The organism is Sphingomonas lenta (assembly GCF_002288825.1).
In the GTDB taxonomy this organism is placed as follows: Bacteria; Pseudomonadota; Alphaproteobacteria; order Sphingomonadales; family Sphingomonadaceae; genus Sphingomonas; species Sphingomonas lenta.
Map to the genome: position 1 here is coordinate 755,094 of NZ_NSLI01000002.1, position 25,490 is coordinate 780,583.

At 66.8% G+C, this 25,490-nt stretch carries 21 protein-coding genes; 13 read left to right on the plus strand and 8 right to left on the minus strand.

Features of this window, described 5'->3' with window-relative positions; genetic code table 11:
* Positions 1-67 precede the first annotated feature (67 nt).
* The 7 genes from CKY28_RS06925 (at position 68) to CKY28_RS06955 (ending at position 6,804) form a co-directional block, all read left to right on the plus strand.
* Positions 68-3,316 carry an efflux RND transporter permease subunit gene (locus CKY28_RS06925; protein WP_095997686.1) on the plus strand — a complete coding sequence of 1,083 codons (3,249 nt, stop codon included), beginning with the start codon at positions 68-70 and terminating at the stop codon, positions 3,314-3,316.
* Between the two features lie 52 nt (positions 3,317-3,368).
* Entirely contained in the window at positions 3,369-3,728 is a 360-nt protein-coding gene (locus tag CKY28_RS06930) for a DUF190 domain-containing protein (protein WP_095997552.1), read from the plus strand.
* A gap of 52 nt (positions 3,729-3,780) precedes the next feature.
* Positions 3,781-4,302: an SRPBCC domain-containing protein gene (locus tag CKY28_RS06935; protein WP_095997553.1), complete on the plus strand. Its 522-nt coding sequence runs from the start codon at positions 3,781-3,783 to the stop codon at positions 4,300-4,302.
* An 84-nt stretch (positions 4,303-4,386) separates the two neighbouring features.
* Positions 4,387-4,785, plus strand: a complete 399-nt coding sequence (locus CKY28_RS06940) for a hypothetical protein (RefSeq protein ID WP_342747149.1) — start codon at positions 4,387-4,389, stop codon at positions 4,783-4,785.
* A gap of 59 nt (positions 4,786-4,844) precedes the next feature.
* Entirely contained in the window at positions 4,845-5,258 is a 414-nt protein-coding gene (locus CKY28_RS06945; protein WP_245841667.1) for a hypothetical protein, read from the plus strand.
* Positions 5,259-5,272: 14 nt separating this feature from the next.
* Positions 5,273-5,878 carry a cation efflux transmembrane domain-containing protein gene (locus tag CKY28_RS06950; RefSeq protein ID WP_095997555.1) on the plus strand — a complete coding sequence of 202 codons (606 nt, stop codon included), beginning with the start codon at positions 5,273-5,275 and terminating at the stop codon, positions 5,876-5,878.
* Positions 5,879-5,880: 2 nt separating this feature from the next.
* Positions 5,881-6,804, plus strand: coding sequence for a cation diffusion facilitator family transporter (locus CKY28_RS06955; protein WP_095997556.1), 924 nt, complete (start codon positions 5,881-5,883; stop codon positions 6,802-6,804).
* A gap of 22 nt (positions 6,805-6,826) precedes the next feature.
* Here CKY28_RS06955 and CKY28_RS06960 read toward each other — a convergent pair whose 3' ends face one another.
* Both CKY28_RS06960 and CKY28_RS06965 read right to left on the minus strand, forming a co-directional pair.
* On the minus strand, positions 6,827-7,063 hold the full coding sequence (locus CKY28_RS06960) for a hypothetical protein (protein ID WP_095997557.1): 237 nt from the start codon (positions 7,061-7,063) through the stop codon (positions 6,827-6,829).
* Positions 7,064-7,170: 107 nt separating this feature from the next.
* Complete coding sequence (locus tag CKY28_RS06965; RefSeq protein ID WP_095997558.1) at positions 7,171-7,350, minus strand: hypothetical protein; 180 nt, start codon at positions 7,348-7,350, stop codon at positions 7,171-7,173.
* Positions 7,351-7,499: 149 nt separating this feature from the next.
* Between CKY28_RS06965 and CKY28_RS18185 the strand changes: the two genes are divergently transcribed.
* Together CKY28_RS18185 and CKY28_RS06975 are read left to right on the plus strand one after the other, a co-directional pair.
* A complete protein-coding gene (locus tag CKY28_RS18185; RefSeq protein WP_141243869.1) occupies positions 7,500-7,745 on the plus strand; it encodes a hypothetical protein in 246 nt (81 codons plus the stop codon).
* A 261-nt stretch (positions 7,746-8,006) separates the two neighbouring features.
* The gene (locus CKY28_RS06975; RefSeq protein WP_095997560.1) at positions 8,007-8,768 is read left to right on the plus strand and encodes a hypothetical protein; all 762 of its coding nucleotides are present in this window, start codon (positions 8,007-8,009) and stop codon (positions 8,766-8,768) included.
* Between the two features lie 93 nt (positions 8,769-8,861).
* Here the strand turns inward: CKY28_RS06975 and CKY28_RS18190 are convergent, their stop codons facing one another.
* Both CKY28_RS18190 and CKY28_RS18195 read right to left on the minus strand, forming a co-directional pair.
* Positions 8,862-9,785, minus strand: a complete 924-nt coding sequence (locus tag CKY28_RS18190) for a hypothetical protein (protein WP_141243871.1) — start codon at positions 9,783-9,785, stop codon at positions 8,862-8,864.
* Positions 9,782-10,489, minus strand: coding sequence for a HipA family kinase (locus tag CKY28_RS18195; protein WP_176472984.1), 708 nt, complete (start codon positions 10,487-10,489; stop codon positions 9,782-9,784). Before CKY28_RS18195 ends, CKY28_RS18190 begins: the two co-directional genes overlap by 4 nt.
* A gap of 764 nt (positions 10,490-11,253) precedes the next feature.
* On the opposite strand from CKY28_RS18195, the gene CKY28_RS06985 reads away from it, so the two are divergent.
* From CKY28_RS06985 to mobF, 3 genes are read left to right on the plus strand one after another with little or no spacing between them, the layout of a single operon-like run.
* Positions 11,254-11,544 carry a hypothetical protein gene (locus CKY28_RS06985; RefSeq protein ID WP_095997562.1) on the plus strand — a complete coding sequence of 97 codons (291 nt, stop codon included), beginning with the start codon at positions 11,254-11,256 and terminating at the stop codon, positions 11,542-11,544.
* Positions 11,534-13,852, plus strand: a complete 2,319-nt coding sequence (locus CKY28_RS06990) for a type IV secretion system DNA-binding domain-containing protein (RefSeq protein WP_095997563.1) — start codon at positions 11,534-11,536, stop codon at positions 13,850-13,852. The genes CKY28_RS06985 and CKY28_RS06990 overlap by 11 nt, the downstream gene beginning before the upstream one ends.
* A gap of 9 nt (positions 13,853-13,861) precedes the next feature.
* Entirely contained in the window at positions 13,862-16,801 is a 2,940-nt protein-coding gene (gene mobF, locus CKY28_RS06995; RefSeq protein WP_095997564.1) for a MobF family relaxase, read from the plus strand.
* Between the two features lie 191 nt (positions 16,802-16,992).
* Here the strand turns inward: mobF and CKY28_RS07000 are convergent, their stop codons facing one another.
* Positions 16,993-17,814 (minus strand): class I mannose-6-phosphate isomerase, encoded by an 822-nt coding sequence (locus tag CKY28_RS07000; RefSeq protein WP_095997565.1) that lies wholly within the window; start codon positions 17,812-17,814, stop codon positions 16,993-16,995.
* Positions 17,815-17,816: 2 nt separating this feature from the next.
* Positions 17,817-20,576 (minus strand): TonB-dependent receptor, encoded by a 2,760-nt coding sequence (locus CKY28_RS07005; protein ID WP_095997566.1) that lies wholly within the window; start codon positions 20,574-20,576, stop codon positions 17,817-17,819.
* A gap of 191 nt (positions 20,577-20,767) precedes the next feature.
* Between CKY28_RS07005 and CKY28_RS07010 the strand changes: the two genes are divergently transcribed.
* Positions 20,768-21,517, plus strand: coding sequence for an IclR family transcriptional regulator (locus CKY28_RS07010; protein WP_095997567.1), 750 nt, complete (start codon positions 20,768-20,770; stop codon positions 21,515-21,517).
* Here the strand turns inward: CKY28_RS07010 and CKY28_RS07015 are convergent.
* The gene (locus CKY28_RS07015) at positions 21,508-23,976 is read right to left on the minus strand and encodes a beta-mannosidase (protein WP_095997568.1); all 2,469 of its coding nucleotides are present in this window, start codon (positions 23,974-23,976) and stop codon (positions 21,508-21,510) included. The two genes, CKY28_RS07010 and CKY28_RS07015, sit on opposite strands and share 10 nt — an antisense overlap.
* A 32-nt stretch (positions 23,977-24,008) precedes the next feature.
* Positions 24,009-25,484, minus strand: a complete 1,476-nt coding sequence (locus CKY28_RS07020) for an MFS transporter (protein ID WP_095997569.1) — start codon at positions 25,482-25,484, stop codon at positions 24,009-24,011.
* Positions 25,485-25,490 lie beyond the last annotated feature (6 nt).

The window sequence follows — 25,490 nt, forward strand, 5'->3', positions numbered from 1 at the left end:
TCAACCATTCAAGCGTCCGCGACACGCCTAGCGCATGCGTCGCGGCACGCAGCCCGGGACTTCTTTCATGATCGACCGCCTGATTTCCGCCTCCGTCCGGGGGCGATGGGTCGTGCTCTTCATCACGCTTGTGGTCGCCATCTACGGCGCCTTCCAGCTCACCCGCGTGCCGATCGACGCGGTGCCCGACATCACCAACAAGCAGGTGCAGGTGAACACGAGCGCGTCGGCGTTCGGACCGCTCGACATGGAGCGGCTCGTCACCTTCCCCGTCGAGACCGCGATGGCCGGCATCCCCGGCATCGCGAGCACCCGGTCGATCTCGCGCAACGGCTTCAGCCAGGTCACCGTGATCTTCGACGAGGACGTCGACATCTTCTTCGCCCGCCAGCAGGTCGCCGAGCGCCTGACCCAGGCGCGCGACGCGCTGCCCGACGGCGTGGAGCCGCAGCTCGGCCCGCTCAGCACGGGCCTGGGCGAGGTGTTCATGTACGGCGTCGAGTTCGCGCCGAGGCCGGCGCCGGGCGCACGCAAGGACGGCCGGCCAGGCTGGCAGTCCGACGGCTCCTATCTCACGCCCGAGGGCGAGCGCCTGACCGACGAGGTGTCGCGGCTCGCCTATCTGCGCACGGTCCAGGACTGGATCATCCGTCCCCAACTCCGCTCGGTGGAGGGCGTGGCCGGCGTCGACTCGATCGGCGGCTACCAGAAGCAGTATGTGGTCCAGCCGGACCCCGCGCGCATGTCGGCGCTCGGCGTGTCCTTCTCCGACCTGGCCGACGCGCTGGAGCGCGCCAACCTGTCGGTCGGCGCCAACTTCATCCAGCGAGGCGGAGAGGCCTTCCTCGTCCGCGCGGACGCCCGCTTCCGTTCTTTCGACGAGATCGGCCGCGCGGTGGTCGCCACGCGCGAGGGCGTGCCCGTCCAGGTCCGCGACGTCGCCCAGGTCGCGATCGGCGGCGAGCTCCGCACGGGCGCGGCGAGTGTCAACGGACAAGAGGGCGTGGTCGGCACCGCGCTCATGATCGTCGGCGGCAACAGCCGGATCGTAGCGCAGGCGACGGCCGATCGGCTCAAGGTGATCGAGAAGTCGCTGCCGCCCGGCGTGCAGATCCGGGTGCTCCTCGACCGCTCCAAGCTCGTCAACGCGACCATCGGAACCGTCGAGAAGAACCTGACCGAGGGCGCGCTCCTCGTCATCGCCATCCTCTTCGTGCTGCTCGGCAACATCCGGGCGGCGATCATCGCGGCCCTGATCATCCCGCTGTCGTTCCTGCTGATGGCGATCGGCATGAACCGGTTCGGCGTGTCGGGCAATCTCATGAGCCTGGGGGCGCTCGACTTCGGTCTCATCGTCGATGGCGCGGTCATCATCGTGGAGAACTCGCTCCGGCGACTGGCCGAACGCCAGCACCATGAGGGACGCCTCCTCACCCTTCGCGAGCGGTTGGAGGAGACGATCGCGGCCTCGCGCGAAATGATCCAGCCGACCATCTACGGCCAGGCCATCATCTTCCTCGTCTTCGCGCCTCTGCTCACCTTCGAGGGCGTCGAGGGCAAGATGTTCTCGCCCATGGCGACCACGGTCATGCTGGCGCTCGCCGGCGCGTTCGTGCTCTCGCTTACCTTCGTGCCGGCGATGGTCGCGGTGCTTATCCGGGGCAAGGTGTCGGAGAAGGAGGTCAAGGTGATCGCGGTCGCGAAGGACCGCTACGACCCTTGGCTCCGTCGCGCGCTTGCGCGCCCCTGGCCGTTCATCGGCGCAGGGGTCGCGATCTTCGCGGTCGCGGGCCTGGTGTTCACGACGCTCGGCCGGACGTTCATACCGACCCTGGACGAGAAGGACCTGTCGGTCGCGGCGATCCGTATCCCGTCGACCTCGCTCGACCAGTCGCTCGCCATGCAGCGCCGGATCGAGCGCGAGCTGTCGGCGTTGCCTGAGGTGGCGGTCGTCTACGCCAAGACCGGCACGGCCGAGGTGGCGACCGACCCCATGCCGCAGAACATCTCGGACGGCTTCGTGATCCTCAAGCCCGAGGATCAATGGCCTGCCGGCGTGGAGAGCAAGGAGCAGGTCGTCGAGCGTGTCCAGAAGAGGCTCGAAGGCCTGCTCGGCAACGCCTACGAGATCAGCCAGCCCATCCAGCTCCGCTTCAACGAGCTGATCGGCGGCGTGCGCGGCGACCTCGGCATCAAGGTTTATGGCGACGACCTGGACGCCATGGGTCAGACCGCAAACCGCATCGCGGCGGTGCTCAACACCATCCCGGGCACGGCCGACCTGCGCGTCGAACAGACGGCGGGTTTTCCGACGCTCAACGTCGAGTTCGACCGCGACGCGATCGCGCGCTACGGCCTGTCCGTCCAGGACGTCGCCGACACGGTGGCGGCGGCGCTCGGCGGGCGCGAGGCGGGGCTGCTCTTCGAGGGCGACCGACGCTTCGACGTCGTGGTGCGGATGCCCAACGTAACCCGGGACGACCTGGCCGCGGTCGGCGCGCTGCCGGTCCGGCTGCCCGCGTCGGGCGCGGGGCTAGCCTCTTCCGTGCCGCTGAGCTCGCTCGTGCGCTTCAACTTCTCGGAAAACCTCAACCAGGTCAGCCGCGAGAACGGCAAGCGTCGCGTGGTCGTGTCCGCCAACATCCGCGGCCGCGACATCGGCTCCTATGTCGAGGAGGCGCAGGCCAGGGTCGGCCGCGAGGTGCAGTTGGCCACCGGCTCCTACCTCGAATGGGGTGGCCAGTTCGAGAACCTCCAGGCGGCCTCGCAGCGGCTCTCGATCGTGATCCCGGCGGTGTTCGTGCTGATCTTCGCGATCCTGTTCATGGCGCTGGGCGGAGCGGCGCCCGCGATCGCCGTCTACTCGGCGGTGCCGTTGGGGCTTGCGGGCGGCGTGTTCGGGCTGGCGCTTGCGGGGCTCGACTTCTCGGTGTCGGCCGCGGTCGGGTTCATCGCGCTGTCCGGCGTGGCGGTGCTGAACGGGCTGGTCATGATGACCAGCATCCAGAAGCGGCTGGCGGGCGGACATCCTCTGGAGGAAGCGATCCATGAGGGTGCCATGGAGCGTGTCCGGCCGGTGCTCATGACCGCACTGGTGGCGGCGCTCGGCTTCGTCCCCATGGCGGTCGCGACCGGGACCGGCGCCGAGCTCCAGCGGCCGCTCGCGGTCGTGGTGATCGGCGGGCTGATCACCACCACCCTGCTCACGCTGCTGGTGCTCCCGGCGATCAGCCGCCTGATCCTGGCCCGCACCAAGCGTCCGCGCGCGGAGCAGCACGACGAGGCGCCGCTCGGGGCGGCGGTGCCGGCCGAGTGACGCGGCGGTACGACCGGCGTGCGGGCGCACGCCGTCCAGGCAAGGAGAGCGTATGACGACCATCACCGATCCGGCGCTTCTGAAGGTCTACACGGACGAGGACGCCTCGTGCGGCGACGAGCGCGTCGCCGACATGATCGTGCAGAAGGCGCGGGCTCGCGGGCTCGCGGGCGCAACCGTGCTGCGCGGGCTCACAGGGTACGGCCAGGGCTCGCGGATCCACGCGCATCACCTGTTTGGGATCAGCGACAACCCGCCCCTGGTGATCGAGATCGTCGACGCCGAGGAGCGCCTGCGCGCCTTTATGGCCGAGCTCGCCGACCTGCGCGGCATCGGCCTGGTCACGCTGGAGCGCGTCGAGGTGCTCTCCCAGCCCGGGCACCGTCCGACGCGCGAGCAGGACCGACCGTGAGCGATCGGTCGCCAATCGGAAGCGCGGCGGAAGGAGGCGCGGGAGCGAGACTATGCTGAGCATCGAGAACAGCATCGAGCTCGCGGCACCGCCCTGGCGCGTGTGGGCGGCGCTCACCAAGCTCGACGCCTATGCCCGCTGGCACCCGTACGTCACCGCCGCCGGCACACCGGAGGTCGGACGCGACGTCGATTACAGTATGCGGAGCCGGATCTTGCGGCGGCCGATCACCGCGCCCGCGACGGTCACCTGCTTGTCGGAGCCGGAAGCATTCGCCTGGAGGGTCGGCGTCGGAGGCCTGCTCCGGTTTGACGAGAGCTTTCACATCGAAGCGAGCGAGCATGGGGCGACGCTGCGGCACGTGATGGAGTGCCGCGGGGTCCTGACGCGCGTCATCCCGGGATTGGACAGGCGGCTTCGCGACTTCGTCGGGGGTGCCGACCAGGCGCTCGACCGGCACTTGCGCGGGGCGGCCAGCCCGCCCCCGCGCCAGGGCAATCGTTCAAAGCGCCGCGCCGACCTAAGCCGCGCGCGGAACGCGCCCTCCGGGAACTCCACCGGGAAGGATCGCTGATGCACGGTCATAACGATGGAGTTCCCAAATCTTTGCCCATTCCATATTTTGGAAGACCCGGACCTTGCTTCGGGAGGCGCGCGGATGAGCGGCATTGAGCGAGGCACGACCGTCATGCGCGCGCGAACCAGGGCCGCCACGCTGGCATTGACTGGAGCCGTCGTTCTCGCGGGATGTGCCGAGGAGAAGAAGCCCCGCGCCCCGACAGAGCAGGAGATCCACGCGCGTGACTTCGAGACGGCGAGCGGCGTGCGCGGACGACACCTCTACACCTGTGGTGACGGCGCACCGCTATTCGTAGACTTCAAGGACGAGGGCTTGTCGATCGAGCTTCGGCAAGCGGAGCAGGAACGGCCCCGAGTCCTGACCGCACCCGCGCAGGGCCTCCAATTTGTCGGCGACGACGGCAGCGCCACCATGAAGGGCAACGAGCTTCGAGTCACAAACGCGCAAGGCAACACGCGCGTTTGCCGGAAGCAGTAAGCCTGCCTGTCCCGTGTCCGCCCCTGATAGCACGTGGCTTGGCGATGAAAGGAGAGACGATGATTGCACTGACGATGGGATTGGCCCTTGCGGCGGCTGCTCAGGCACGGACATCATCGGGAGAAGCAAACCCAAGGTCGATATTTGGCATCTGGAGCTTAGGCGAGACAAAGAACTGCTCATCGGGTCCGGCCTGGGTGTTCCTCGCCGACGGCTACTACGCTGAGGTGCAGCTCCCCGACCGCGGCCCGTTCGCGACCGGCCTGTTCCGGGACGAGGGATCGGCGATCGCCTACACCCACAGCCATATGCCTTTTCCCGACATGATGAAGGCGAACGAGTTGAAACGTCTGACGGTGGTCGAGCGCACCGCGGACCGGATCAGCACCACAAACTACCGCGGGGTGCCGCGCGTCTTCCATCGCTGCCCGGCCGGTTCGCTGAAAGCGCCCGCCGGCCAGCCGACTCACTGATCGGGAGCGCGCGAATGGCCGAGAACGCGACGCCCGGGCAAGGCGACAAAGCCGAGCGGCGCACGCTTTGGATCGTGCTTCTGCTCAATATCGGGCTCGCCGCGGCGTTCGGCGTCGCCGGCGTTCTAGGCGACTCCAGTGCGCTGATCGCAAACGGTCTCGACAACGCGTCCGATGGGATCGTCTATGCGATCAGCCTGCTCGCGCTGAGCCGACCGCCTAAATGGAAGGATATAGCGGCAGGCGTGTCCGGGGTCTTGCTCTTGCTCTTCGCGGCGGGCGTGCTGTTCGACGTGGGACGCCGTTACTTCCAGGGCAGCGAGCCGATCGGCCCGACGATGATGGGGATGGCCTTCGTCGCCGCTATCGTGAACTTCATCTGCCTGCGGCTTCTGCAACGCCTCAAGCAGCCCGACGTCAATCTCCGGGCGGCGACGACGTTCAGCTTCAACGACTTCATTTCGAACGGGGGTATCCTCGTCGGCGGGGCGCTGGTGCTCTGGACGGGGCGGAACTGGCCCGACCTGGTGGTCGGGCTCGCAACGGCGCTAATCGCATTCAAGGGCGGCATCGAGATTTTGCAGGACGCACGACGCGACGCGCGATCACGGGAGAGTTGAACATGGGTGCAGGACACGACCACGGAGCAGGCGGCCACGCCCACAACCACGCGGCCGGCGCGAACGCGAAGATGCTGGGATGGGCGCTGGCGCTGACCGGCACCTATCTCGTCGCCGAGGTGATCGGCGCGTTCGTGTTCAACAGCCTCGCGCTGCTGTCCGACGCCGCGCACATGCTGACCGACGTAGCGGCGCTGGTGATCGCGCTGCTCGCCATCCGCATCGGCCAGCGTGCGGCCGATGATCGGCGGACGTTCGGCTACAAGCGGTTCGAGATATTGGCGGCGGCCTTCAACGCCATGCTCTTGTTCGCGGTCGCGATCTACGTCGTGGTCGAGGCGGTCCAGCGCTTCCGCGAGCCCGAACCCGTGCAGTCGATCGGCATGTTGATCGTCGCCGCGATAGGGTTGGCGGTGAACCTCATCTCTATGCGACTGCTGACCGGGGGCAAGGAGACCAGCCTCAACGTCAAGGGTGCCTATCTGGAGGTGTGGGCCGACATGATCGGCTCGGTCGGCGTCATCATCGGCGCGCTCGCGATCCGGTTCACCGGATGGACTTGGGTCGATCCCGTGGTGGCGGTGCTGATCGGGCTATGGGTACTCCCGCGGACTTGGGTGTTGCTGCGCGACACCATCAACGTGCTGCTGGAGGGCGTGCCGGGCGGGATCAAGCTGGCGGAGCTGCGCGCGGCGATCACGGCGACGCCCGGTGTCGCCGGCGTTCACGACCTGCATGTCTGGTCGATGACGACCGAAGAGGTGAGCTGCACCGCGCATGTGACGCTGGCCGAGGGAGCGGACTCCGATAGCGTCAGAAAGGCCGTCGCGGGCACGCTTGATGAGCGGTTCGGGATCGAGCACACCACGATCCAGACCGAGGGGCCGACCGAGGCTTGCGAGGACGACGAGCACCTTCACCCGTGAGGGCCGAGGAAGGCGCGACCGGTCAACCCTTCCAGCGGCGCTGCCGGCTGGCGAGCCACAACCCGGCACCGGCCTCCGCGGCTCCGAGCGCGGCCGTCAGCATCGGGCGGCGTTCGAGCACCTTCATGCTATCGCGCCAGGCGGTCGGGCCGAAGCGCCACAGCGCCGCATGACGCCGGGGTTGAAGCAGGGTGACGATGCCGTCGCCCACTAATCCGATCGCGAACGCTTCCGTCGCCAGCTTAGCCGCTCTGCTCATAAGACCTCGCTATCGGACAACGCCGAGGCGGGTGCCAGGTTCACCACCGGCGCACTCCGATCTCAACCGTGAAGATGGAGGCGGTCGCCCGCCCCCATCCCATCGGCTTACTTGTGGTTCATGCCGGCATGGTCGGCGTGCTCGCCGTCCTTGCCCTTGGCATGATCGCAGCAGTCAGCGCCTTCCTTGCAGCACGCCATGTCCGGGCAGCAATCAGCCGCAGCGGCGAACGTGGCGGTGGACATGGAGAGCGCGAACGCGGCGGCAACAAGCTTGTAGGTGTTCATTGGAAATCTCCGTCAAATGGACTGTGAAATCGAGTGTCGATCACGCCATTCGTGGAGGGGGCGGGTCCGGAGCCCGGCTTGTTCCGTCGAACGGCATGTTCACCGCGGGCCAGGGCACTATCGCCCCATAGCTCGGAACATCGGCATAGGTGACGACCTCGCCGCAAGCGGCCATGCACGACATGGCGCAGGCGGCCGGCTGCATCTTCTTAGCCGGAGTATCGTGCGGCTGGTCCGCGCATCCGGGCATCGCCGAGGCCACCGGGCTGGCCGCCATCGCGGCGGTTTCGCAAAGTGGTCCCAGCCGGACAAACAGCAGCGCGGCCAAGAGCAACGTCGCGAGCGTCCGAAAGCTGAAAAGAGGAGCCACGCGGACCACCATAGACCCGACCTAATATCACAACGCGGCCGGCGCAACGCGTAGCGCAGAAGGCCTCCCTTCGGGGAACAAGGTAACAACCAGCCTTCCCGAAAACGACCGATTGCGGGAGGGGTCGAGGCCCTCGCGGTTAGGCCCACGTCGGGCGGCTTTTCGGTTCCCAGAACGCTCGCCCGAAACGACGCGATCCGGGCCGTGCATCATTTGGCAGCGGCACGCCTCGATCCTTGAGAGCGGGTGGTGGTCAGAAGCGTTGGGCCGCCTCTATAACGGGCTGATGGACTACTCTTTGCTCGATATAGAGGATTACGACGGGCCGCCTAATGAGCCGCATCGTAAGTTCGCTGCGCTGGAACAGAAGGCCCGGCGTAACATGAACGAGATCATGGAGAACACCCAGTCGGGCGATCTCTCCACCGAGCTGCGCAGCCAATATATGATGCTTATGACATCGGCAGCGAGGGCGCTTGGCGTGCCCGGTTTAGAGCTGCCGGACGAAAGCGAGTATCGAAACGAATGGGAAGCCTACCAGGCATTCTCAATTCGCATTCGTGGGCTCGTCGCGGAGATCATGCTCAACGACACCTTGGTCGCCAAGCCCCATTCTGTTCGACTATCCACCTCGACCAAATCGAAAATCGAGTCTCAGATCATCGTTCTCAGGGGAATGATTGAGGACTCCGATATGGAGCCGAAACGCCGCAAGCGTCTGATAGAGCAACTTGATGACTTCTCGGCGGAGCTTAACCGGCCGAGGCTTAACTATGCTGTCGCAATGTCCGCTATGGCGCTATTTCTCTCCGGGATCCAAGGTACTACATCGACCTTAGCCGACGCTCCAAATGCATACCAGACGGTCGGCACCATCCTAAAGTGGATCGGCGCAGACAAAGAGGCGGAGGAGAGAGAACGTGAGCGCCTGACAGCTCCAGCCCCGGCCTTACCCGCGCCGAAGCCGAAACCGAAGCTCCAGCCGAAAGCTCCGCAGCAATCACCTGGGGACTTCGGTGATGACTTCGACGATGACGTGCCATTCTAGAAGCGCGAGCAAGAACAGGTAATTCGGCCTTCTTCGGAGGTGCTACGGACCTCGCGGTCGAAATCCAAAGGGCGGACGGGCGGCACCAAGAACCTAGGCCGCCCGACGCTCAAACTCTATCAAGTGATCACCAATCTGAGGAACGGCCGTATAAGGCCGCATGGCGAGATCACGCAGGCGAGCTTGCTCACCAAGTTCGTCGAGCACTTCGAGTACAGTCTCGTACTGTCGCGCGGTGATCTGCGGATCATCCCGACTCTGATGCTGGACGATCATCTCGAACCGCCGTTGGGCTCCATAGTGATCCCGAGCCCTGCCCTGCTCCAAGTCCCATATCAGGCTCTTAACGTGCTCGATTTTGACCTTGGACGGCCTCGCCGGAAGGGTCGCGAAATTGGCAACAAGAACTGACCCTGAGAACGCAATTCGCACCTTCTGTGCGGGCGTCCGCACCTTGCGACCAACGGCCTGAAACTCCGGACTGAACGCCTGGGCAAGGCCAGGTCGCCGATGCTCAACGTACTCCCTCACCAAGATCGGCAAGCGATCACCTTTCACCGGTTTGACCGATTCATCCGCGTCCTGACTGGCGCTCGCAGCGGCTCGCGCTGCTAGGTCGGCGTCGAACAAAGAGGAGGTGTTAGCAAGCCACGCTTCGGCCAACTCGCGCTCCGACCGAGCCTCCCCTATCCGAGCTTCGCCAAGCGATATTCCAGTGAACGGAGGCCGGAATTGCGTCAGACCTTCCACGCCAACCTTAGCAAGCGTTTCCCGCATCCGCTCGAAAGCGACTTGGATGGCAAGCTGGGCCGTTTCCGCGTCCGCCTCGAAAAGGCAATGAAGCCGCCGCCAGGCGTTCGCCTCAGCCAAATGGTGACCAGTTGCGGAGACCGCGACCACACCCACCACGATCCGCTCTGGCGAGTCCGGACGAGGCGAAAAGAGGATTGGTGCCCAATGTGCACGGAGGTTTTTCGCCCGCGACGGGAAGCGCAAGGCAGGGCTTTTCACCGTCATGCCAACATCCCCAAAGCGCGAGTAGCGAGCCGAGGGACGTGCGGAACACGGTCGGCCAAAAACGCGAGCAACGCTTCTAGGTCTCCCGCACTAAGCAGGTCTGCCACGTAGCTGATGGCCGCCAATGACGGCAGTTCGGAGGCATTTATGCGATCGCATACGTCTCCTACATCCCTGGCGAGTTCGATCCTCCGTTCATCCGTCAGCATCGGCGTAAACCAGCCTTGAAGCTTGTTCACGTACTCGGCCGCTGGTTGGAGCGCCTCTGCGCTCCAGTTAGGGCCGGTGAAACCCTGTCCATGATCAATCAACCAGATATCGCGCTCACCTGCAAAAAGCAGATTTCCTGCATTTCTGTCGACGTTCGCGATCCAACTATCGAACCCGTAAAGCCGGCCCGCATCACTCCATTGAGACAGTCGCTCGCCGATCAGCGCCTCCGTCGCTGAGGTTCGATCAGCGAGATAAATCTGCCGGACGGATGCCCCGCCGATATCGGCGGAGGCGAACACTAACCCTCCCTTTTGGTCCGGCAGGCGGCAGCCCGCTCCGATACCTGTATCAGGCTCTGCGACCGCCAGTATAGGCATTGGGATCGGCAGGCCTGCCGCATAAGCCAGCGTTGCGGCCAGGAGTTCGTTCGCGAGCTCGCGCGGGGGCAAGTCCTTGATGATTGCGAATACCGGGCCATCGGTCAGGTCCACACGTCCGCGGTAGGTCGCACTTACGTTATCGACGTTGAACGGGGTAGCTCCTGCCTGAACGGACCCTAGCTGCACGGGCCCGCTGGGCGGCGCACCCGGCGCGACTTCATCGTCTTTCAAATTGCCGCCTCCCCACCTTGTCGCCCACGCTATGGAGAGGCGGTCGGCGTCGCAAGGGCGTTTAGGTGTGCAGCGTCGATTGGGCCACTCGCGGTTCAAACTTCACCAAACGATAGCGGGCCAGACCCCTTCCGGTGTTCGCAATGGATCGGGTCGCCGGCGCTGCTAAACCGACTTCGGTTGCGTCGTCCTGCTCTCTCACGGGTCCTCGGGTTCGTGGAGCAAGCAATGGCTATGTGGTCACCAGGGGCGCAAACGACGCCTGTGACTCTCACCCGCGAGATACATTCGCGCTGTCCATCAAGCGCCGGGAAGGCTAGGAAATCCGCGCGTAATCCGGTCACGAACCCTGATAATCCTGGCCTGACCCTCGCGAACGAGAAACGTCCAAATCGGGAACATTTCATGGCACACCCTACGCGGCGAGCCGCAGGCTAAGTAACTGTAGGAAATAGCTAATTCCGGTCCCACGGAAAGTGCAGCTTTGTCCCACGCCGTGGGACCGGGCTAAGCCGTTGATTTGGTTAGCTAGACGAAGTGCAGGCGCTGAGACGGGCGCTTTACAATCGCCATCCCGTGTTGCTACTATGTTCCGGCCTTGCGAAGAGCGGCCATGCGCCTCCGGACGAACACGGAGACGTGAAGTGTCGTACAAGAAGTACATCACCGTCCGGATGGACGGCACCATGCACGCCGACCTCATGGCGCTCGTCAATGAGCGCCAGACGGATGTCGGCAAGCTCATGCGCCAGCTGATCGCGCGCGAGCTTCTGGGGACCAGCGACCGCATCGCGGAAGCGCTTGACCAGGTGCTCTTCACCGCGATCGCGATGGAGGGTCTGCTCGACCGGCACACCGACCCGAACCTGCGTGGCCAAGTGCTCCAGGTCTGGCGTGATCGCCTCGCCGCGGAGGGCCGTCCCCATGCGGCGTGACCTCGTCAACTTCACCCGCGGCAGCCAGCTGATCGGCCATTTCGGCTTCATGTTCGCGGCCGGCCTGAAGGCGCCCGCGATCTGCGCCGGCATGCTCTTCAGCGGGCTGATCTGGTGGCAGCTGAGCGCCGCGCTCACCGGCCATGAGAGCTATCTGTGCTGGATGCGGCTCTACGTCCGCATCTATCTCTGGTTCGAGTTCGACCCGACCCGATCGGTGAACCTGGAGACGGCGTCGGGCGCGCGTCTCATCGTCCCCATACAGGCTGCCCCCGGCCACCCGATGATCGTCGCCGCCTGGACGAAGTTCATGGCCGCCGTGCGGGAGGGCGCGCTCGTCGCCAGCATCATCGTCGTACCCGCGACGATCGCGTTCGCCTGGATCGCCGCTTGGTTCGGCCGGCGCTCGAAGGAGAGCCGTCACGAGCGCGGCGCGACCCTCGCGACGTTGCCTCAGCTTGCGTCCGAGATCGACGCGCACAACCGGGTCGAGCGGGCCACGGAGTATCGCCGGCTGCTTGGGCCGGGATGGCGACTGGCCTCCCCCGCCGAGCGGCGCGCGGCCAATCTCTACGAGCCGTATGAACTGGCCGGCGTCTCCTTTCCCTGGCGGCTCGAACAGAGCCACGCCATGCTGATCGGCACCACGGGGACGGGCAAGACGGTCGCGCTCCGCGATCTCCTCGCCCAGGTCCGAACGCGCGGGCAACGGGCCGTCATCTTCGACCTGACCGGAGCGTTCATCGAGGCGTTCTTCGAGCCCGAACGGGACGTGATCCTGAACCCGCTCGACGCCCGATGCCCGCAATGGTCGGTGTTCGAGGATTGCGCCGACGAGGCCGCGTTCACGGCCGCCGCGGATGCGCTGGTACCGCATGACGGCGGCGGCTCCGAGCAGTTCTGGGTGCTCGCCGCGCGCATGCTCTTCGTGGAGATGTGCCTCAAGCTCGTGGCCGAGGGTCGGGCCACCAACTCAGCACTTTCGGCTGAGCTGATGACGGCCAGCCTCGCCCATGTTCACAAGCTCATGGAGGGCACCGTCGCCGACCCGCTCACCGCCCCCGAGGCGGCGCGCATGGCGGAGTCGATCCGGGCCGTGTTCAACGCCAACGCTAAGGCGCTCCGCATGCTGCCCACCACCGGGCCGCGCTTCTCGGTGCGCGACTGGATCGACGGCCGGGGTGAGCCCGGGGGGTTCCTGTTCGTGTCCGCCCGCTATGTCGACATGAGCATCGCCTCGCGGCTGCTCACCGTCTGGATGGACACCGCCATGAACACGCTCATGGCGGGCCCGCGGACCTCCGACCTCAAGGTCTGGTTCGTCTTCGACGAGCTCGGCGCGCTGCATCGCCTGCCCGCGCTGGAGAAGGGCCTGCAGACCGCGCGCAACTATGGCGGCGCGATCGTCATGGGCGTCCACGCTTATGCCAAGCTCAAGGAGACCTATGGCGACAACATGGCCATGACCCTGGCCGCGCTCGCCCGAACCAAGCTCGTGCTCGCGACCGCCGATCGGGAGTCCGCGACCTGGTGCTCGGACTTCATCGGCCATCGTCAGTATCGCGAGATGGAGGAGGGCTACAGCTACGGCTACAACAACGCCCGCGACGCCGTGAGCCTCACGCCGCGCCGTCAGATCGAGCCGCTGCTGCTCCCCGATCAGCTCATGAACCTGCCCCGCCTGCAGGGTTATCTGAAGTTCCCGGACGGCTTCCCCGCCGCGCCGATCCGGCTCGAATACCGTGCGTTCCCGGACCGAGCCGAGCCTTTTGTCCCGCGTCTGCCTGTGCGTCCGACCGCGCCCGACCAGCGCGGCACCAGCGCTTCGGATACCGAGGATGCAGCGTCCACAAACGGCGCGGCCGATCAAGGTCCGGGCCCGGCGAACGGCGACCGCACCGAGCTTCGCGTCCGCTCACCGGAAGCGCCCCAGGAAGCCGAGGCCGAGGCGGCGGTCGCGGCTGACGGAGCGCGGACAGAAGCTGCGCAGCGCGCCGGGGTTCCGGACAGGTTGAATAGTACGTTCGGCCCTCCGCCGGTTCAGCCTCGTCCCGATCGCGTGCCGCGGACCGGCGCCGAAGGTGCCCCCGATCGGTCGCTTGATCGGCAGGAGACCCAGGGCAATTTCCAGGGCACGCCAAGCGATAACGGGTTCGGTCAGCCGCCCGTCGGACGGCCCGGAACCGTCGATCCGGCGCGCGGCGTCATCTCGCTCTCGCCAGGCGAGAGTCTTTCCCGGCGAGAGCTGCGGGAAGGCCCTGCGGCGGGCGATCGCGACGGCCCCGACCAGCATGACCTCGGCCTCTGAGCCGCGGTCATGCTGTCCGTCGCGAGCGTGCGCTCGGCCAAGGGGGCGAGCGCCTATTTCGCCGCCGACAACTACTACACCGCGGGCGTCGACGCGCCCGCGGGTGAGTGGTTCGGCAAGGGAGCCGAGGCGCTCGGGCTCACCGGCGAAGTCGACCAGCAGCGCTTCGAGGCGCTGCTGAAAGGCGAACTGCCGGACGGTTCGCGTGTGGGCACGCCCGACCGCCACCGGGCCGGCATCGACCTCACCTTCTCGCTGCCCAAGAGCTGGTCGTTGCTGGCGCTCGTCGGTGGCGACCGGCGCATCGTCGACGCGTATCGCGAAGCCGTGAGGGACACGCTCCGCTGGGCCGAGCGGAACGCGGCGGAGACCCGGATGGAGGTGCGCGGGCGCGAGCGCGTGGTGTCGACGGGCAATCTCGTGACCGCATTATTCGAACACGACACCAGCCGGGCGAAGGACCCGCAGGCCCATATCCACGCCGTGATCGCGAACGTGACCCAAGGACCAGACGGGAAGTGGCGCGCGCTCCACAACGAAAAGCTCTGGAGCCTGAACACGCTCCTGAACTCGATCGCGATGGCGAGCTTTCGCGAGCGCGTAGAGGCGCTCGGTTATGACGTCGGCGACCGGTCGAAGCACGGCAACTTCGAGGCGGCCGGCTTCACGCGCAACGCCCTCATGGCGTACTCCACCAGGCGGCAGCAGATCCTGGCCAAGGTCGCCGAGATGACAACGCGATCGCCCGCAGCATACGACGCGGCCACGCTGATGACGCGGCCCAGGAAGGAGCCCGCCGGGGACCGCGTGGCGCTCGTCGAGGCATGGCGGGCCAGCGCCGCCGAGGCCGGTCTCGACCTCCCCGCCAGGGTCGCCGAGGCGACCGCGCGCATGGCCGCCCCGCCCTCCCCTTGGGAACGACTGGCGAGCGCCGCGGGCGCCGTCGCGGAACGCGGGCGGGCGCTGTTCGAGCGGCTGGGCGAGCGGCTCGGGCTGGCGTCCTCTGACCCGTACCTGCCGCGTTCGATGCAGGGCATGAGCGCGTTAGCGGTCGGCGCGGCGCACGCGGTCGCGTCCGCGCTGCGTCACCTTGAGCAGCGCGAGGCGGCATTCCTTCGGACTGACATCCTCAAGGCGGCGCTCGACACGGGACTGCCCGTCACGATCGACACCGTCGAGAGCCGTGTGGCGACGCTGGAGCGGTCCCGCCAGCTCGTGCGCGGCGATGGGCGGCGCGGCTCGATGATGACCACCGCCCAGGCGCTCGACGTCGAGCGGCGCATTCTCAGCGAGGTGGATATCGGGCGTGGGTCGGGCCGAGCGTTCGTTTCCGCCGACGGCGCCCCGTCGCTGCTCGCCGAGGCGGCGCGCGAGCGATCCGGAATCACCCTCAACCCCGGACAGAGCGCGGCCGGCCTGATGCTGCTCGCCTCGCCCGACCGCATCATCGCGATCCAGGGCGTGGCCGGCGCAGGCAAGAGCAGCGTGCTGGCGCCCGTAGCCGAGATCATCACGCGCGATGCTGGGAGGGTGCTCGGCCTCGCGGTCCAGAACACGCTTGTCCAGATGCTCCAGCGCGAGACGGGCATCCCGTCCATGACCGTCGCCCGCTTCCTGAAGGCCCACGAGAGGCTCCTGGGCGATGCTCCGGATCGCGCGGCTCTCGCCGCCGCCGCGCGCCGCGATCTCGGGGGTGCTGCGATACTCGTCGACGAAGCCTCCATGCTGTCGAACACCGACCAGGAGAAGCTCGTCCGGCTCGCCAACCTGATCGGGGTCGGGCGCATGGCGTTCGTGGGCGACGCGCGCCAGCTCGGCGCGGTCGACGCGGGCAAGCCGTTCTCCGTCATGCAGCAGGCAGGCGCGCCCACCGCGCAGATGAGCGAGAACCTGCGCGCCCGCGGCGACGCGATCCGGACTGCGGCGGCGGCGGCGCAGATCGGCGCGGTCGACCGTGCGATGGAGGCGCTGAGGCCCTTCACGGTCGAGGCGCCCGGGCGCGGCAGCCAGGAAGCGGCGGAACGCTGGCTGGCGCTTCCGCCCGAGGAACGGGCGAGCACCGCGATCTACGCGTCCGGTCGGCGGCTTCGGGGCGAGGTGAACCGGGCCGTGCAGGACGGGCTCCTCGCGCGCGGCGAGATCGGGCCGGGCAGCATCAAGCTCCAGGTGCTCGATCGGGTGAGCCTGACGAACGAGGAGCTACGCTACGTGCAGAGCTATCAGCCGGGCCAGGTAGTCGAGATCGCGCAGGCGCAACGAGGACAGCGGCTGCCGCGGGCGAAGGCGACGGTGGAGCGCGTCGACGGGAAGCGCGGGACGGTGACGCTGCGCTTGTCGGGCGGGCGCGAACGGACCTTCCGGCCCGCCAAGCTTCGCGCCCGCGATGGTGAGACCCCGATCCAGCTCTACGAGCGCAAGGAGCTGGAGCTGCGCGAAAAGGACCGCATCCGCTGGACGGCGAACGACCACGATCGCGGCCTGTTCAACGCCGACCAGGCGCGGGTGCTCGCGATCGGAACGAGGCGGGTCACCGTCGAGACGTCGCTCGGCGTGAGGGTCGCCCTGCCCCGCGACGATCCTATGCTCCAGCGGCTCGACCTCGCCTACGCGCTGAACGCCCACATGGCCCAGGGGCTCACCTCCGATCGCGGCATCGCCGTCATGGAGACGCGCGACACCAAGCTCGTGAACCAGCAGACATTCCTGGTCACCGTGACGAGATTGCGCGACGCGCTCACGCTCGTGGTGGACCGCGCCGGCAACCTGGAGCGGCAGCTCGCGCGCAATCCGGGTGGGAAGACATCAGCGCTGGAGACCACGGGCGACATCCGGGAAGCGCGGCTGCCCGGTTCCGGGCGAGGAGATCAAGCCAACCCAAGGCGGTTGCCACCGGAGAAGGCGATCGACCCGGACCAGGGTCGGTCGAAGCCGTACGAGATCGGCATCTAACGTGGGCGGATCGCGTCGCGCATTCCACAGGGCCACAGTGCCAAAATTCGTACAGCGCCATCTCCGCAAATTTTTAGCTGACAGACCCACAATCAGCTGCTTTCGGCTTCTTCTTGCTTTTCCCAGACTAGACACTCGTTCAGCTTAGCGCACAGACCTACGGATGAGCACTTGCTCCGCGATTTTCTCGATCAGAGCCGCCTATCGCCCGAATAGGCAAACAGCAGGTACGCGTCTCCGTCCGCCTCGACGCGCTCGCTGCCGGTCACCGTCACGCACTCGCCGGCCTGGAAGCGCACGCCCGCGACCTTGCCCTCGCCGGTGATCGGGACGAGCCACGCCGTGGCATCTTCCGGCAACGTCACCTCACGCCCGCCGCGCCAGCGTTCTAGGACGAACTTCGGCCCTTCCACTAGGATCGTGCGGCCAGCCTCCACCTCGCCGGGCGCGGTGATAGGCTCGTAGGGCACGGGATCAGACACTGCGATTTCGTCGTCCAGGTGCAGCTCGCGCGGTCGACCATAGTCGTAGAGACGGTAGGTCGTCTCCGAGTTCTGCTGCACCTCGATGAGCGTAATGCCCGCCCCGATCGCGTGGATGGTGCCGCTCGCGGAGTAGTAGAAGTCGCCCGCCTTGACCGGCTTCCAGTCTAGCAAGCCTTCGATCGACCCGTCCAGCGCCGCCGCTCGCAAGGTGTCGCGGTCGACGGGCTTCTTGGTGCCGAGCGCGATCGTCGAGTCAGGCTCGGCGGTCAGGATCGTCCAGCACTCGTCCTTGCCGCGCGAGAGGCCGCGGGCGTGCGCTTGTTCGTCGTCGGGGTGGACCTGCACCGACAGCTTCTCGCCCGTGAACAGATACTTGATTAAGAGGTCGGGTGCGCTGTTGCCGGGCTCCTGGAACCACACTTCGCCTACCGGCTCCGCGTCCGGCGCGGAGTCGGGGAAGCCGGGGAACAGCTGGTGGCGCCCCCAAAGCTTCTCGACGCGGTGGGTCCGGAGCTTGACGGCGGGCATTCTCAGAACCGGACCCGCACTCCAAGCGCATAACGGCGTTCGTTAATCTGCAGGTCCCGCAGACGGCTTGACACATCCGTGTACCGGATCTCCTTGGTATTCAGAAGGTTAGCCCCTTCCAGCACGAGCGTGAGGTTACGGTTGAACTCGTAGCTGATCGACGCATCGAGAAAGCCGTTGGCCGCGATGTATTCGAACAGGCCGATGCCCTGAACCGAGTTGCCGCCCTCGCCGGTCAGGGCATAGCGGCTCCGCCAATTATACGCCGCCCGAGCGGAGAGGCCGTCGCGCTCGTAGAAGCCAACGATGTTGTACTGATGGCGCGAAAGGCGGAAGATCGGCGTTCCGCTGTCAGTATCGGCGTCCGAAAAGGTGTAGTTGGCGATCACGCCGAAGCCGCCGAGGAATCCCGGTAGGAAGTCGAACCCCTGCTGGACACCGACCTCGAAACCCTTGATCGTTGCTCCGCCGGCGTTGAAGGGCCGTGTGATCAGGAAATCGGTTCCGCCGTCGAAGCGCACCGCGCCCGGAATCTGGCCGACCGACGTCTGCAGCGAGACGAAGTTGGCCACGTCCTTGTAGAAGCCTGCGATTGACAGGAGGCCCGTCCTCGACGTGTACCACTCCAATGAGACGTCGTACTGGTCCGCGCGGAACGGATTGAGCTGCGGGTTGCCCGTCGTCGCGGTACCCGACGATTGGTTGATGACCGCGCCCGCGGAGAGCTGGCCGATGTCCGGCCGCTCGATGACCTTGGCGCCCGCAAAGCGGAGCACCACGTCCGGCGTCAGGCGGAACTGCAGGTTCACCGCCGGCAACCAGTCCTCATAGTCGTTCTCGACCGTGATGGGCGTGACAGTCGTTCCGGCGGTCACCAGTCCGGAGGAGTCGAGACGCGTGCGGACATAGCGCACGCCGATGTTGCTCTGCACCGCGACGGATCCGATCGCGCCCTCCAGCTCCGCCAAGGCGTAGGCCGCGTCCGTGTCTTCCTTGATGTCCGACTGCTCGGGGTTCGAGTTCACGCGGCCACCGAAGTCGCGCGTGTTGAGCAGGTCGATGAACTGGCTGGAGCCGAAACGGGGATCGCCCTCGTCGTAATCGGCCACAAGCCACGAACGAGGAAAGTTGCCCCCGAAATTCGCGAACACGCCGTCGCCGAACGGGAAAGGGGCGAGAAAGGTAGACAGAGGCTCTTCGGCTACGGTCCGGCGTCGCCCGGTCGCCTGGTCGAAAAAGGCCGGGTTTCGCGCGTTGGTGGCCACATTGGCCGCCTGCAACACCCGATAACGGATATCACGCCGGGTGAGGCGCGCACCGCCCGCGATGCGGCGAAAAATGCCTGCGTCCAGATCGTAACCAACATCCACCTTTCCCACATATTCGCTGGTATCCTGGTCGAACACGCGGTCGAGCGTCAGGTCCGAGACGAAGAGCGACGGGGTCGTGAGATCGTACGGCGTCCCGTTCGGGTTAGTCAGCACCACTTCCGGCGGAACGTCGTTCCCGCGGAAGCGGTACGACACCGTGGCGTTCGTCGCCCCCTGGAACCGGAAGAACTGGGACGTGAAGCTGCGATCGGCGTAGGAGTAGTTGCCGTCCACCTCCACGGTCAAACGGTCGTTCAACCAGCGGGCGTTACCGCCGATCAGGTAGGTTTCGTTGACGTCCGGCTCGTAGCGCCCGTCCACCCGAACCGCCTGGTTGTTGTAGGTGGCGCCGAGAAGCGACCCGTTCTCGTCGATCTGCAGGCTGCCCGGCACGAACGCCGTGGCGTTGTTGGTAAACAGCGTCTGGAAGAAGTGGTTGCGGATCACGTTTTCGAAGCGGCTGTAGTTGCCGTCGATCCGCAACTCCAACTCGCTCGACGGACGCCACTGGACAGTACCGTCGACGCCGTACCGCGTGCGGGTGTCGTTGGAGGTCCGGAACCGGAGGTCGACCGGGCGCAGCACGTCGGTCGTGACGCCATCCGCGTTAAAATCGAACCCGGTCTGGCGATTGACGTTGAGCCGCTGCCAGCCGCCGAGCGACTGGAAGAAGTCGGTCCGGGGACGCCGCTGGGAGAAGTTGGCCGCGACGGAAACGCCCAATGTGCCGTCGGCGAACTGGTCCGCGAAGAACAATGACGCGCGCGGGTCAGCACGCTCGGCATACTCGTTCAGCAACAGCTCGCCCGCGACGGAGATGGTCCGCTCCTTCAGATCGAGCGGCTTGCGCGTGACGAGGTTGACATAGCCGCCGAGCGAGCCTTCGATGTTCGACGCGACGGGCGTCTTGAACACCTCCACCGCCTGAAAGAACTCGGCGGCGAGATTGCGGAAGTCGACATCGCGCGCGGAGACGCCCTCCGTACGCGTACCGAGCCCGAGCCGCCCGTTGATGGACGTCTGCGAGCTGAGGCCGCGGATGTTGATGCCGAAGCCTTCACCGCGATCGCGGGTGATCTGGACGCCCGTCACGCGCTGCATCGATTCGGCAATGTTGTCGTCGGGCAGCTTGCCGATGTCCTCCGCGGTGATGACGTCGAGAATTTGGCTGGCCTCGCGTTTCCGCGCGACCGAACTCGCCAGGCTCTGCCTGATGCCGGTCACGACGATGTCGCCCGGCACTGCACCGCCCGGATCCTGCGTGGGATCGGCAGGGCTCGGCTGCGGATCAGCCGACACTTCCTGCGCGAAGGCGAGTTGCGGCGCAGCGACTGCCGATAGCGCGAATAGGCACACTGACACGGACAGGCGGCGGACGCGCTGCGGCTTCATGGAAACCTCCCCTAGGACTGAGAGCCATTGACGGCCCTTATTGGCACTAAATCAGCGCCATTCTAACGACCTTGTCAAGTGGACAAAGCAGAGGAACTCCCAAGTCGCGATTCAACGGCGCTTTCTAAGCGCCAGCGCCGCTAAGTTAGGGTCCGCTTGGCAACAAGCCGCGGTTCCGACATGGTGAGAGGATGCAGTCGCTACCGGCGCAACCGAACAACAGCCTGATGCTTGGCATGGAGTGCCTGCGCGCCATCACCGACGCGCGGCGGCCGATCGGGTCGCGCGAGGTGGCGCGAAGGATGGGCCTGACGCACACGCGCGTGAACCGGCTACTCGGCACGTTGGCCTATATGGGAATGTTGGAGCGCGACGCCGAGCGCCGCTACCGGCCGGGGCCGGCGCTCCACATGCTGGCCGCGCAGAGCATCATGGCGTCGCGGCTGCTACCGGCGGCAATGCCGGTGCTGAAACGGCTCAGCCGCCAAGGCCACACCGTCGCCCTCGGTACGTTGTGGCAGGGCCGGATCTGCTACTTGTTTCATGAGCGGCCTGGCCAATCGGTGGAGGACGCTATCCTGCGCCACGAGATCTGGCCCGCGGATCAGTCTTCGCTCGGCATCGCGCTGCTCGCGGCGGGCAAGGAGCCGTTAGACCCGGCCTCGGTACCGTCGGACCCGGTACGCGAGCGCAAGCTCCCCGGCCAGTCACTCTCCGAACTGGTCGAGCAGGCCAGGGAGCGCGGCTATGCCGAGCTCCGCTTCACCGACGACACCATATCGGTCGGCGTGGCCGTCGGAGCGCCGCCCGTGGCCGGGCTCGGCATCTCCAGCCAGCACCTCGGGCACGAGTTCGTGCCGCGCATCGCGGCGACGCTTCACGAAGCGGCCGCCGAGATCCTGGACCGTATGAGCAGCGACGACGGCGAGCCTCAAGAATAGCTGTCGACGAGGGACATGGGAGTGACCTCTCCGGGAAGCGCGGCCGGCCTTCCGAGATGATCGAGCAGCGAGATCAGCCGTTCCTCGCCGGGGAAGAGGTCGAACCAGTCGAGGCTCCAGCGCCGGTCACCCGGCTGGCCTAGATGTACGGCGTGCTGGAACGTCTCAGAGCGTACGGACAGCATATCGCCGTCGCGCGTCACCTCGATCGGCGCGCGGGCTAGGCGCAACGAGCGAGGCGGCGCGAAGAAGCCGGTCGCCTCGCACGCCCGTCTCCCGCCGACGAACAGCTCCGCACGCAGTACGGTGCGATCGCGACCGATCCGCTCCACCGAGCCGCGCAAGTCGAGCACATCCAGCATTCGCGACGAGCCGGCGTTCATCGCGACTTCGAGCGTACCGCCTTCCAGCCGCTCCCCCGCGAAGTCGATCAAGCGCCAATCAATGCGTCCCCGCAGCGGCCCCGGCCCGTCATGTGCGACGTGCAGCTCGACCAGCCCCGAGTCGTTCTCGCGGTAGTTGCCGATGATGCGACGCTCGCCGCCGAGTTGGCGGAGCGACAGAAGGGTGGGCGCGAAGAAGCGGCGAGCGTGGTGGTGGAGCGCCTTCCACCCGCCGCCGAACTCCAGACTGCTCCACGACGCGACGGGCCAGCAGTCGTTCAGCTGCCAATAGAGCGCGCCGAGCGTGGTCGGCGACGAGCGGCGGCAGTGCTCGACCGCCGCGCCGACGGCCCAGGCCTGATGCAGCTGCGACAGATAGGCCAGCGATGCGTAGTCGCGTGGGAACCGGTAGCGCTGGCCCACATAATCGAGGACGACCCCGTTGCCGTTACGGAACTTCTGGTGCGAATCGAACACGGGAGAACCGATGTTCAGTTCCTCCTCTGGGCAGAAGCTGCGGGCGAGCTCGACCGACGGGTAGCTCTGCATCCCGAACTCGCTGAGGAAGCGGTGACGCGTCGTCCCGAGATGCTCCACAGGCGCGCGGCGCGCCCATACTTCCCAGTCGTGGGCGTCCTCGCTCGGCGCGGGCTCGCGACCGGGCGGCGTCATCAGCGGCGAGCTGTGAATATAGGGCGTCTCAGGAGACAGCGCGGACACCGCCCCGGGCAGCGCGTCGAGGAACACCCGCCGGTAGTTCTCGCCATGTTCGGGCTCCGCCAGCGCCTCGCGGTTCAGAAGCACGATCTCGTTGTTGCCGCACCACAACGCCAGCGAGGGGTGGTGGCGCAGGCGGCGCACTTGGTCCTCCGCCTCGCGCCGGACGGACGCGACGAACGCGTCGTCGCCCGGATAGAGCGTGCACGCGAACATGAAGTCCTGCCAGACCAGCAGCCCCAGCTCGTCGCACAGGTCGAAGAAGGCGTCGTCCTCGTACACGCCCCCGCCCCAGACGCGCAGCATGTTCATGTGCGCGTCCGCCGCCGCGCGGACGAGCGGCTCCAGCTCGGTGCGACCCAACCCCGCGACGAAGCTGTGCGCGGGGATCCAGTTCGCCCCCTTGGCGAAGACGAGGCGGCCGTTCACGCGGAAGCCGAACCGGCCGATCGACCGTCCGTCCTCCGCGGCGACCTCGGCGCCGTCGGAATCCATGTCGAGCGACACCGTGCGCAGGCCGATGCGGCGTCGCCAGGCGGGTGTCTCCGCGCCCTGCAGCGAAACTACCACCTCGTACAGAGGCTGATCGCCCTGCCCCGCCGGCCACCAGAGCCGTGGGTCCGCGACGTTCAGCTCAAGCTCGGACCCTTCCGCCTCCGCGACCACTAGATCGTCCAGCGAAAGGGTCGCGCGGAACCGCGCGCCGGGATCAAGGCGGTCGAGTTCGGGATGGAGCGCGATCCTGACCCGGCCGGCCTCATGCCGCTGCGCCACCCTCACGCCCGCGATCCGCGCTCCGTTCCACGCCTCGATCGCCGCCGGACGCCATAGCCCCGCGGTGACGAAGCGGGGCCCCCAGTCCCAGCCGAATTGGCACTGCTCCTTGCGGATGCCGACGCAGCCGCCCACCGGGTCGTTGAACTCGCGCGGCGGCCGGAAGGACCGCGCGACCTCGCGGACGCGGCGCATCGCGCTCTCGAAGCGGACCTCGATCTCGTTCTTGCCAGCCCTCAGCAGGTCGCGCACGTCGACGCGGTGGCGGTGAAACATGTTGTCGGAGCTCAAGGCGACGGCGCCGTTGACCCACACCTCCGCCACCGTGTCCAGCCCATCGAGCACCAGCTGCACTTGATCGCGCGCGAGAAGCTCGTCGTCGACCGTAAAGGTGCGGACGTAGGTCCAGTCGCGCTCCTCAATCCACTGGAGCGCCGTTTCGTTGTCGGCCCAGAACGGGTCGGCGATCCTGCCTGCCGCGAGCAGGTCGGTGTGGACGCAGCCCGGCACCCGCCCCGGCGATCGTTCGGCCGATCCCGCCTCGCCGAACGTCCAGCCGTCTCCGTTCAGATCGATGCGCAGCATCGCCGTTCCTCCCTGTGGGTGTGCAGTTGGGTTCAGATGACCCCGCGCCTCGCCTCCAGCGCGGCGCGGATCTGGCGGAGCCGCTCGCGGTCGAGCCGGTAGAAGCGGAACGCCAGGATGCAGCCGCCCCAGATGACCGCCGGGACGACGGAATAGGCCACCACCATCCGCCAGAGCACCGCGTCCGACTGCGCGGGGCGGGTCACCTCGAAGCCCGTCGCTTGGAGCACAAAGCCGCCCAAGCCGGCCGAGACGACCATCGCCGTCTTGAAGAACAGCCCGTAGAAGGCGTTGAGGCTGCCCTCCCGCCGCTTGCCGGTGGCGAGCTCGTCATGGTCGGCGACGTCCGCCTTCATCGCGGGCACGAACATCCAGACGGATGACGCGAGCCCGGCCGAGAAGATCGCGGGTATGATCTGCAGATACGGCATGTCGGGCCGGAGCAGCACCAGGTTGGACAGGTGCCCCAAGGCGGCCGCCGCGATCAGGCCCACCGTGACGCTGCGCTTGTCGAACCGTTCGCTCAACCTGGCCAGCAAGGGCAGGGAGAGAAGGCCCACGCCGAACGTGACCGTGTACTTCAAGCCTTCGAGCGCGGTCGCCGCGGGGATGTCGCCGCGGAGCACGTAGTAGATGTTGACGTACACGCCCACCGACCGGACCGCCGAGAACCCGATCACCAGGAGCGCGGACGCGAGGATCAGCGGCCAGAGCGGCCGGCAGGCGGCCGACTCGCGGAAGCTGCGCCAGAACGGTTCGGGCGCCTGACGCACGACCTCCGCGTCATAATATCGCTCGCGCACGAAGATGGCCGGCAGCAGCGCCAGCCCCATCACCACGGGCGCGAATATCCAGCCGAACGCCCGCACCCCCGCGGCCAGGTCGGGCCTGCCCGCCGCGTCCGCGAACCAACCGCCGCTGACGAACAGCAGGATCCACCCGGCCGGGATCGTGAACACCTTCACCGCCATCGCCATCCAGGCCCCGAGGCGCGTGCGCTCGTCGTAGCTCGGGGTCATCTCCAGCCCGAGCGCGAAATAGGGCATGCTCCACATCGTGTACGCGCCGAAGAAGAGCGTGCCCACGATCAGGATATGGAGGACAGTGGCGCGCGGGGCCCAATCGGGCGCAGGCAGGAAGATCAGCGGGAAGGTCAGGCCCATCGCCAGCGCGCCGACCGCGATCCACGGCCGCCGCCGTCCCCAGCGGCTCCGCGTGTTGTCGGATAGCGTGCCGAAGACCGGGCTCAGCACCGCCTCGAGCAGTCGGAAGTACATCAGCAGGAAGCCCGCCACGACTGGACTGACCGCCAGGCCCAGGTTCAGGTAGGGAAGCCACAGCTTGTCGGCGAGCGCCTGATGTCCGTAGACGTCGGAGCCGCCGCCGAGCGCGAAGGCGAGCTTCTGCCCGTTGGGGATCCGATCCTGCTCGGCGACGACGGGTGCCGATGCGGACACCGGACCAGCCGGCCCCGCGGTCGCCGAGACGGTGGCCGCTCCTTCGCCCATGCCCAA

Bases quoted from the DNA above. Each gene is read 5' to 3' on its own strand.
- CKY28_RS07005 (WP_095997566.1), bottom strand. From the start codon at position 20,576: ATGAAGCCGCAGCGCGTCCGCCGCCTGTCCGTGTCAGTGTGCCTATTC.
- CKY28_RS06930 (WP_095997552.1), top strand. From the start codon at position 3,369: ATGACGACCATCACCGATCCGGCGCTTCTGAAGGTCTACACGGACGAG.
- CKY28_RS18190 (WP_141243871.1), bottom strand. From the start codon at position 9,785: ATGACGGTGAAAAGCCCTGCCTTGCGCTTCCCGTCGCGGGCGAAAAAC.
- CKY28_RS06965 (WP_095997558.1), bottom strand. From the start codon at position 7,350: ATGAACACCTACAAGCTTGTTGCCGCCGCGTTCGCGCTCTCCATGTCC.
- CKY28_RS07015 (WP_095997568.1), bottom strand. From the start codon at position 23,976: ATGCTGCGCATCGATCTGAACGGAGACGGCTGGACGTTCGGCGAGGCG.
- CKY28_RS07000 (WP_095997565.1), bottom strand. From the start codon at position 17,814: ATGCCCGCCGTCAAGCTCCGGACCCACCGCGTCGAGAAGCTTTGGGGG.
- CKY28_RS06955 (WP_095997556.1), top strand. From the start codon at position 5,881: ATGGGTGCAGGACACGACCACGGAGCAGGCGGCCACGCCCACAACCAC.
- CKY28_RS06925 (WP_095997686.1), top strand. From the start codon at position 68: ATGATCGACCGCCTGATTTCCGCCTCCGTCCGGGGGCGATGGGTCGTG.
- CKY28_RS06950 (WP_095997555.1), top strand. From the start codon at position 5,273: ATGGCCGAGAACGCGACGCCCGGGCAAGGCGACAAAGCCGAGCGGCGC.
- mobF (WP_095997564.1), top strand. From the start codon at position 13,862: ATGCTGTCCGTCGCGAGCGTGCGCTCGGCCAAGGGGGCGAGCGCCTAT.
- CKY28_RS07010 (WP_095997567.1), top strand. From the start codon at position 20,768: ATGCAGTCGCTACCGGCGCAACCGAACAACAGCCTGATGCTTGGCATG.
- CKY28_RS07020 (WP_095997569.1), bottom strand. From the start codon at position 25,484: ATGGGCGAAGGAGCGGCCACCGTCTCGGCGACCGCGGGGCCGGCTGGT.
- CKY28_RS06935 (WP_095997553.1), top strand. From the start codon at position 3,781: ATGCTGAGCATCGAGAACAGCATCGAGCTCGCGGCACCGCCCTGGCGC.
- CKY28_RS06945 (WP_245841667.1), top strand. From the start codon at position 4,845: ATGATTGCACTGACGATGGGATTGGCCCTTGCGGCGGCTGCTCAGGCA.
- CKY28_RS06940 (WP_342747149.1), top strand. From the start codon at position 4,387: ATGAGCGGCATTGAGCGAGGCACGACCGTCATGCGCGCGCGAACCAGG.
- CKY28_RS06960 (WP_095997557.1), bottom strand. From the start codon at position 7,063: ATGAGCAGAGCGGCTAAGCTGGCGACGGAAGCGTTCGCGATCGGATTA.
- CKY28_RS06975 (WP_095997560.1), top strand. From the start codon at position 8,007: ATGGACTACTCTTTGCTCGATATAGAGGATTACGACGGGCCGCCTAAT.
- CKY28_RS06990 (WP_095997563.1), top strand. From the start codon at position 11,534: ATGCGGCGTGACCTCGTCAACTTCACCCGCGGCAGCCAGCTGATCGGC.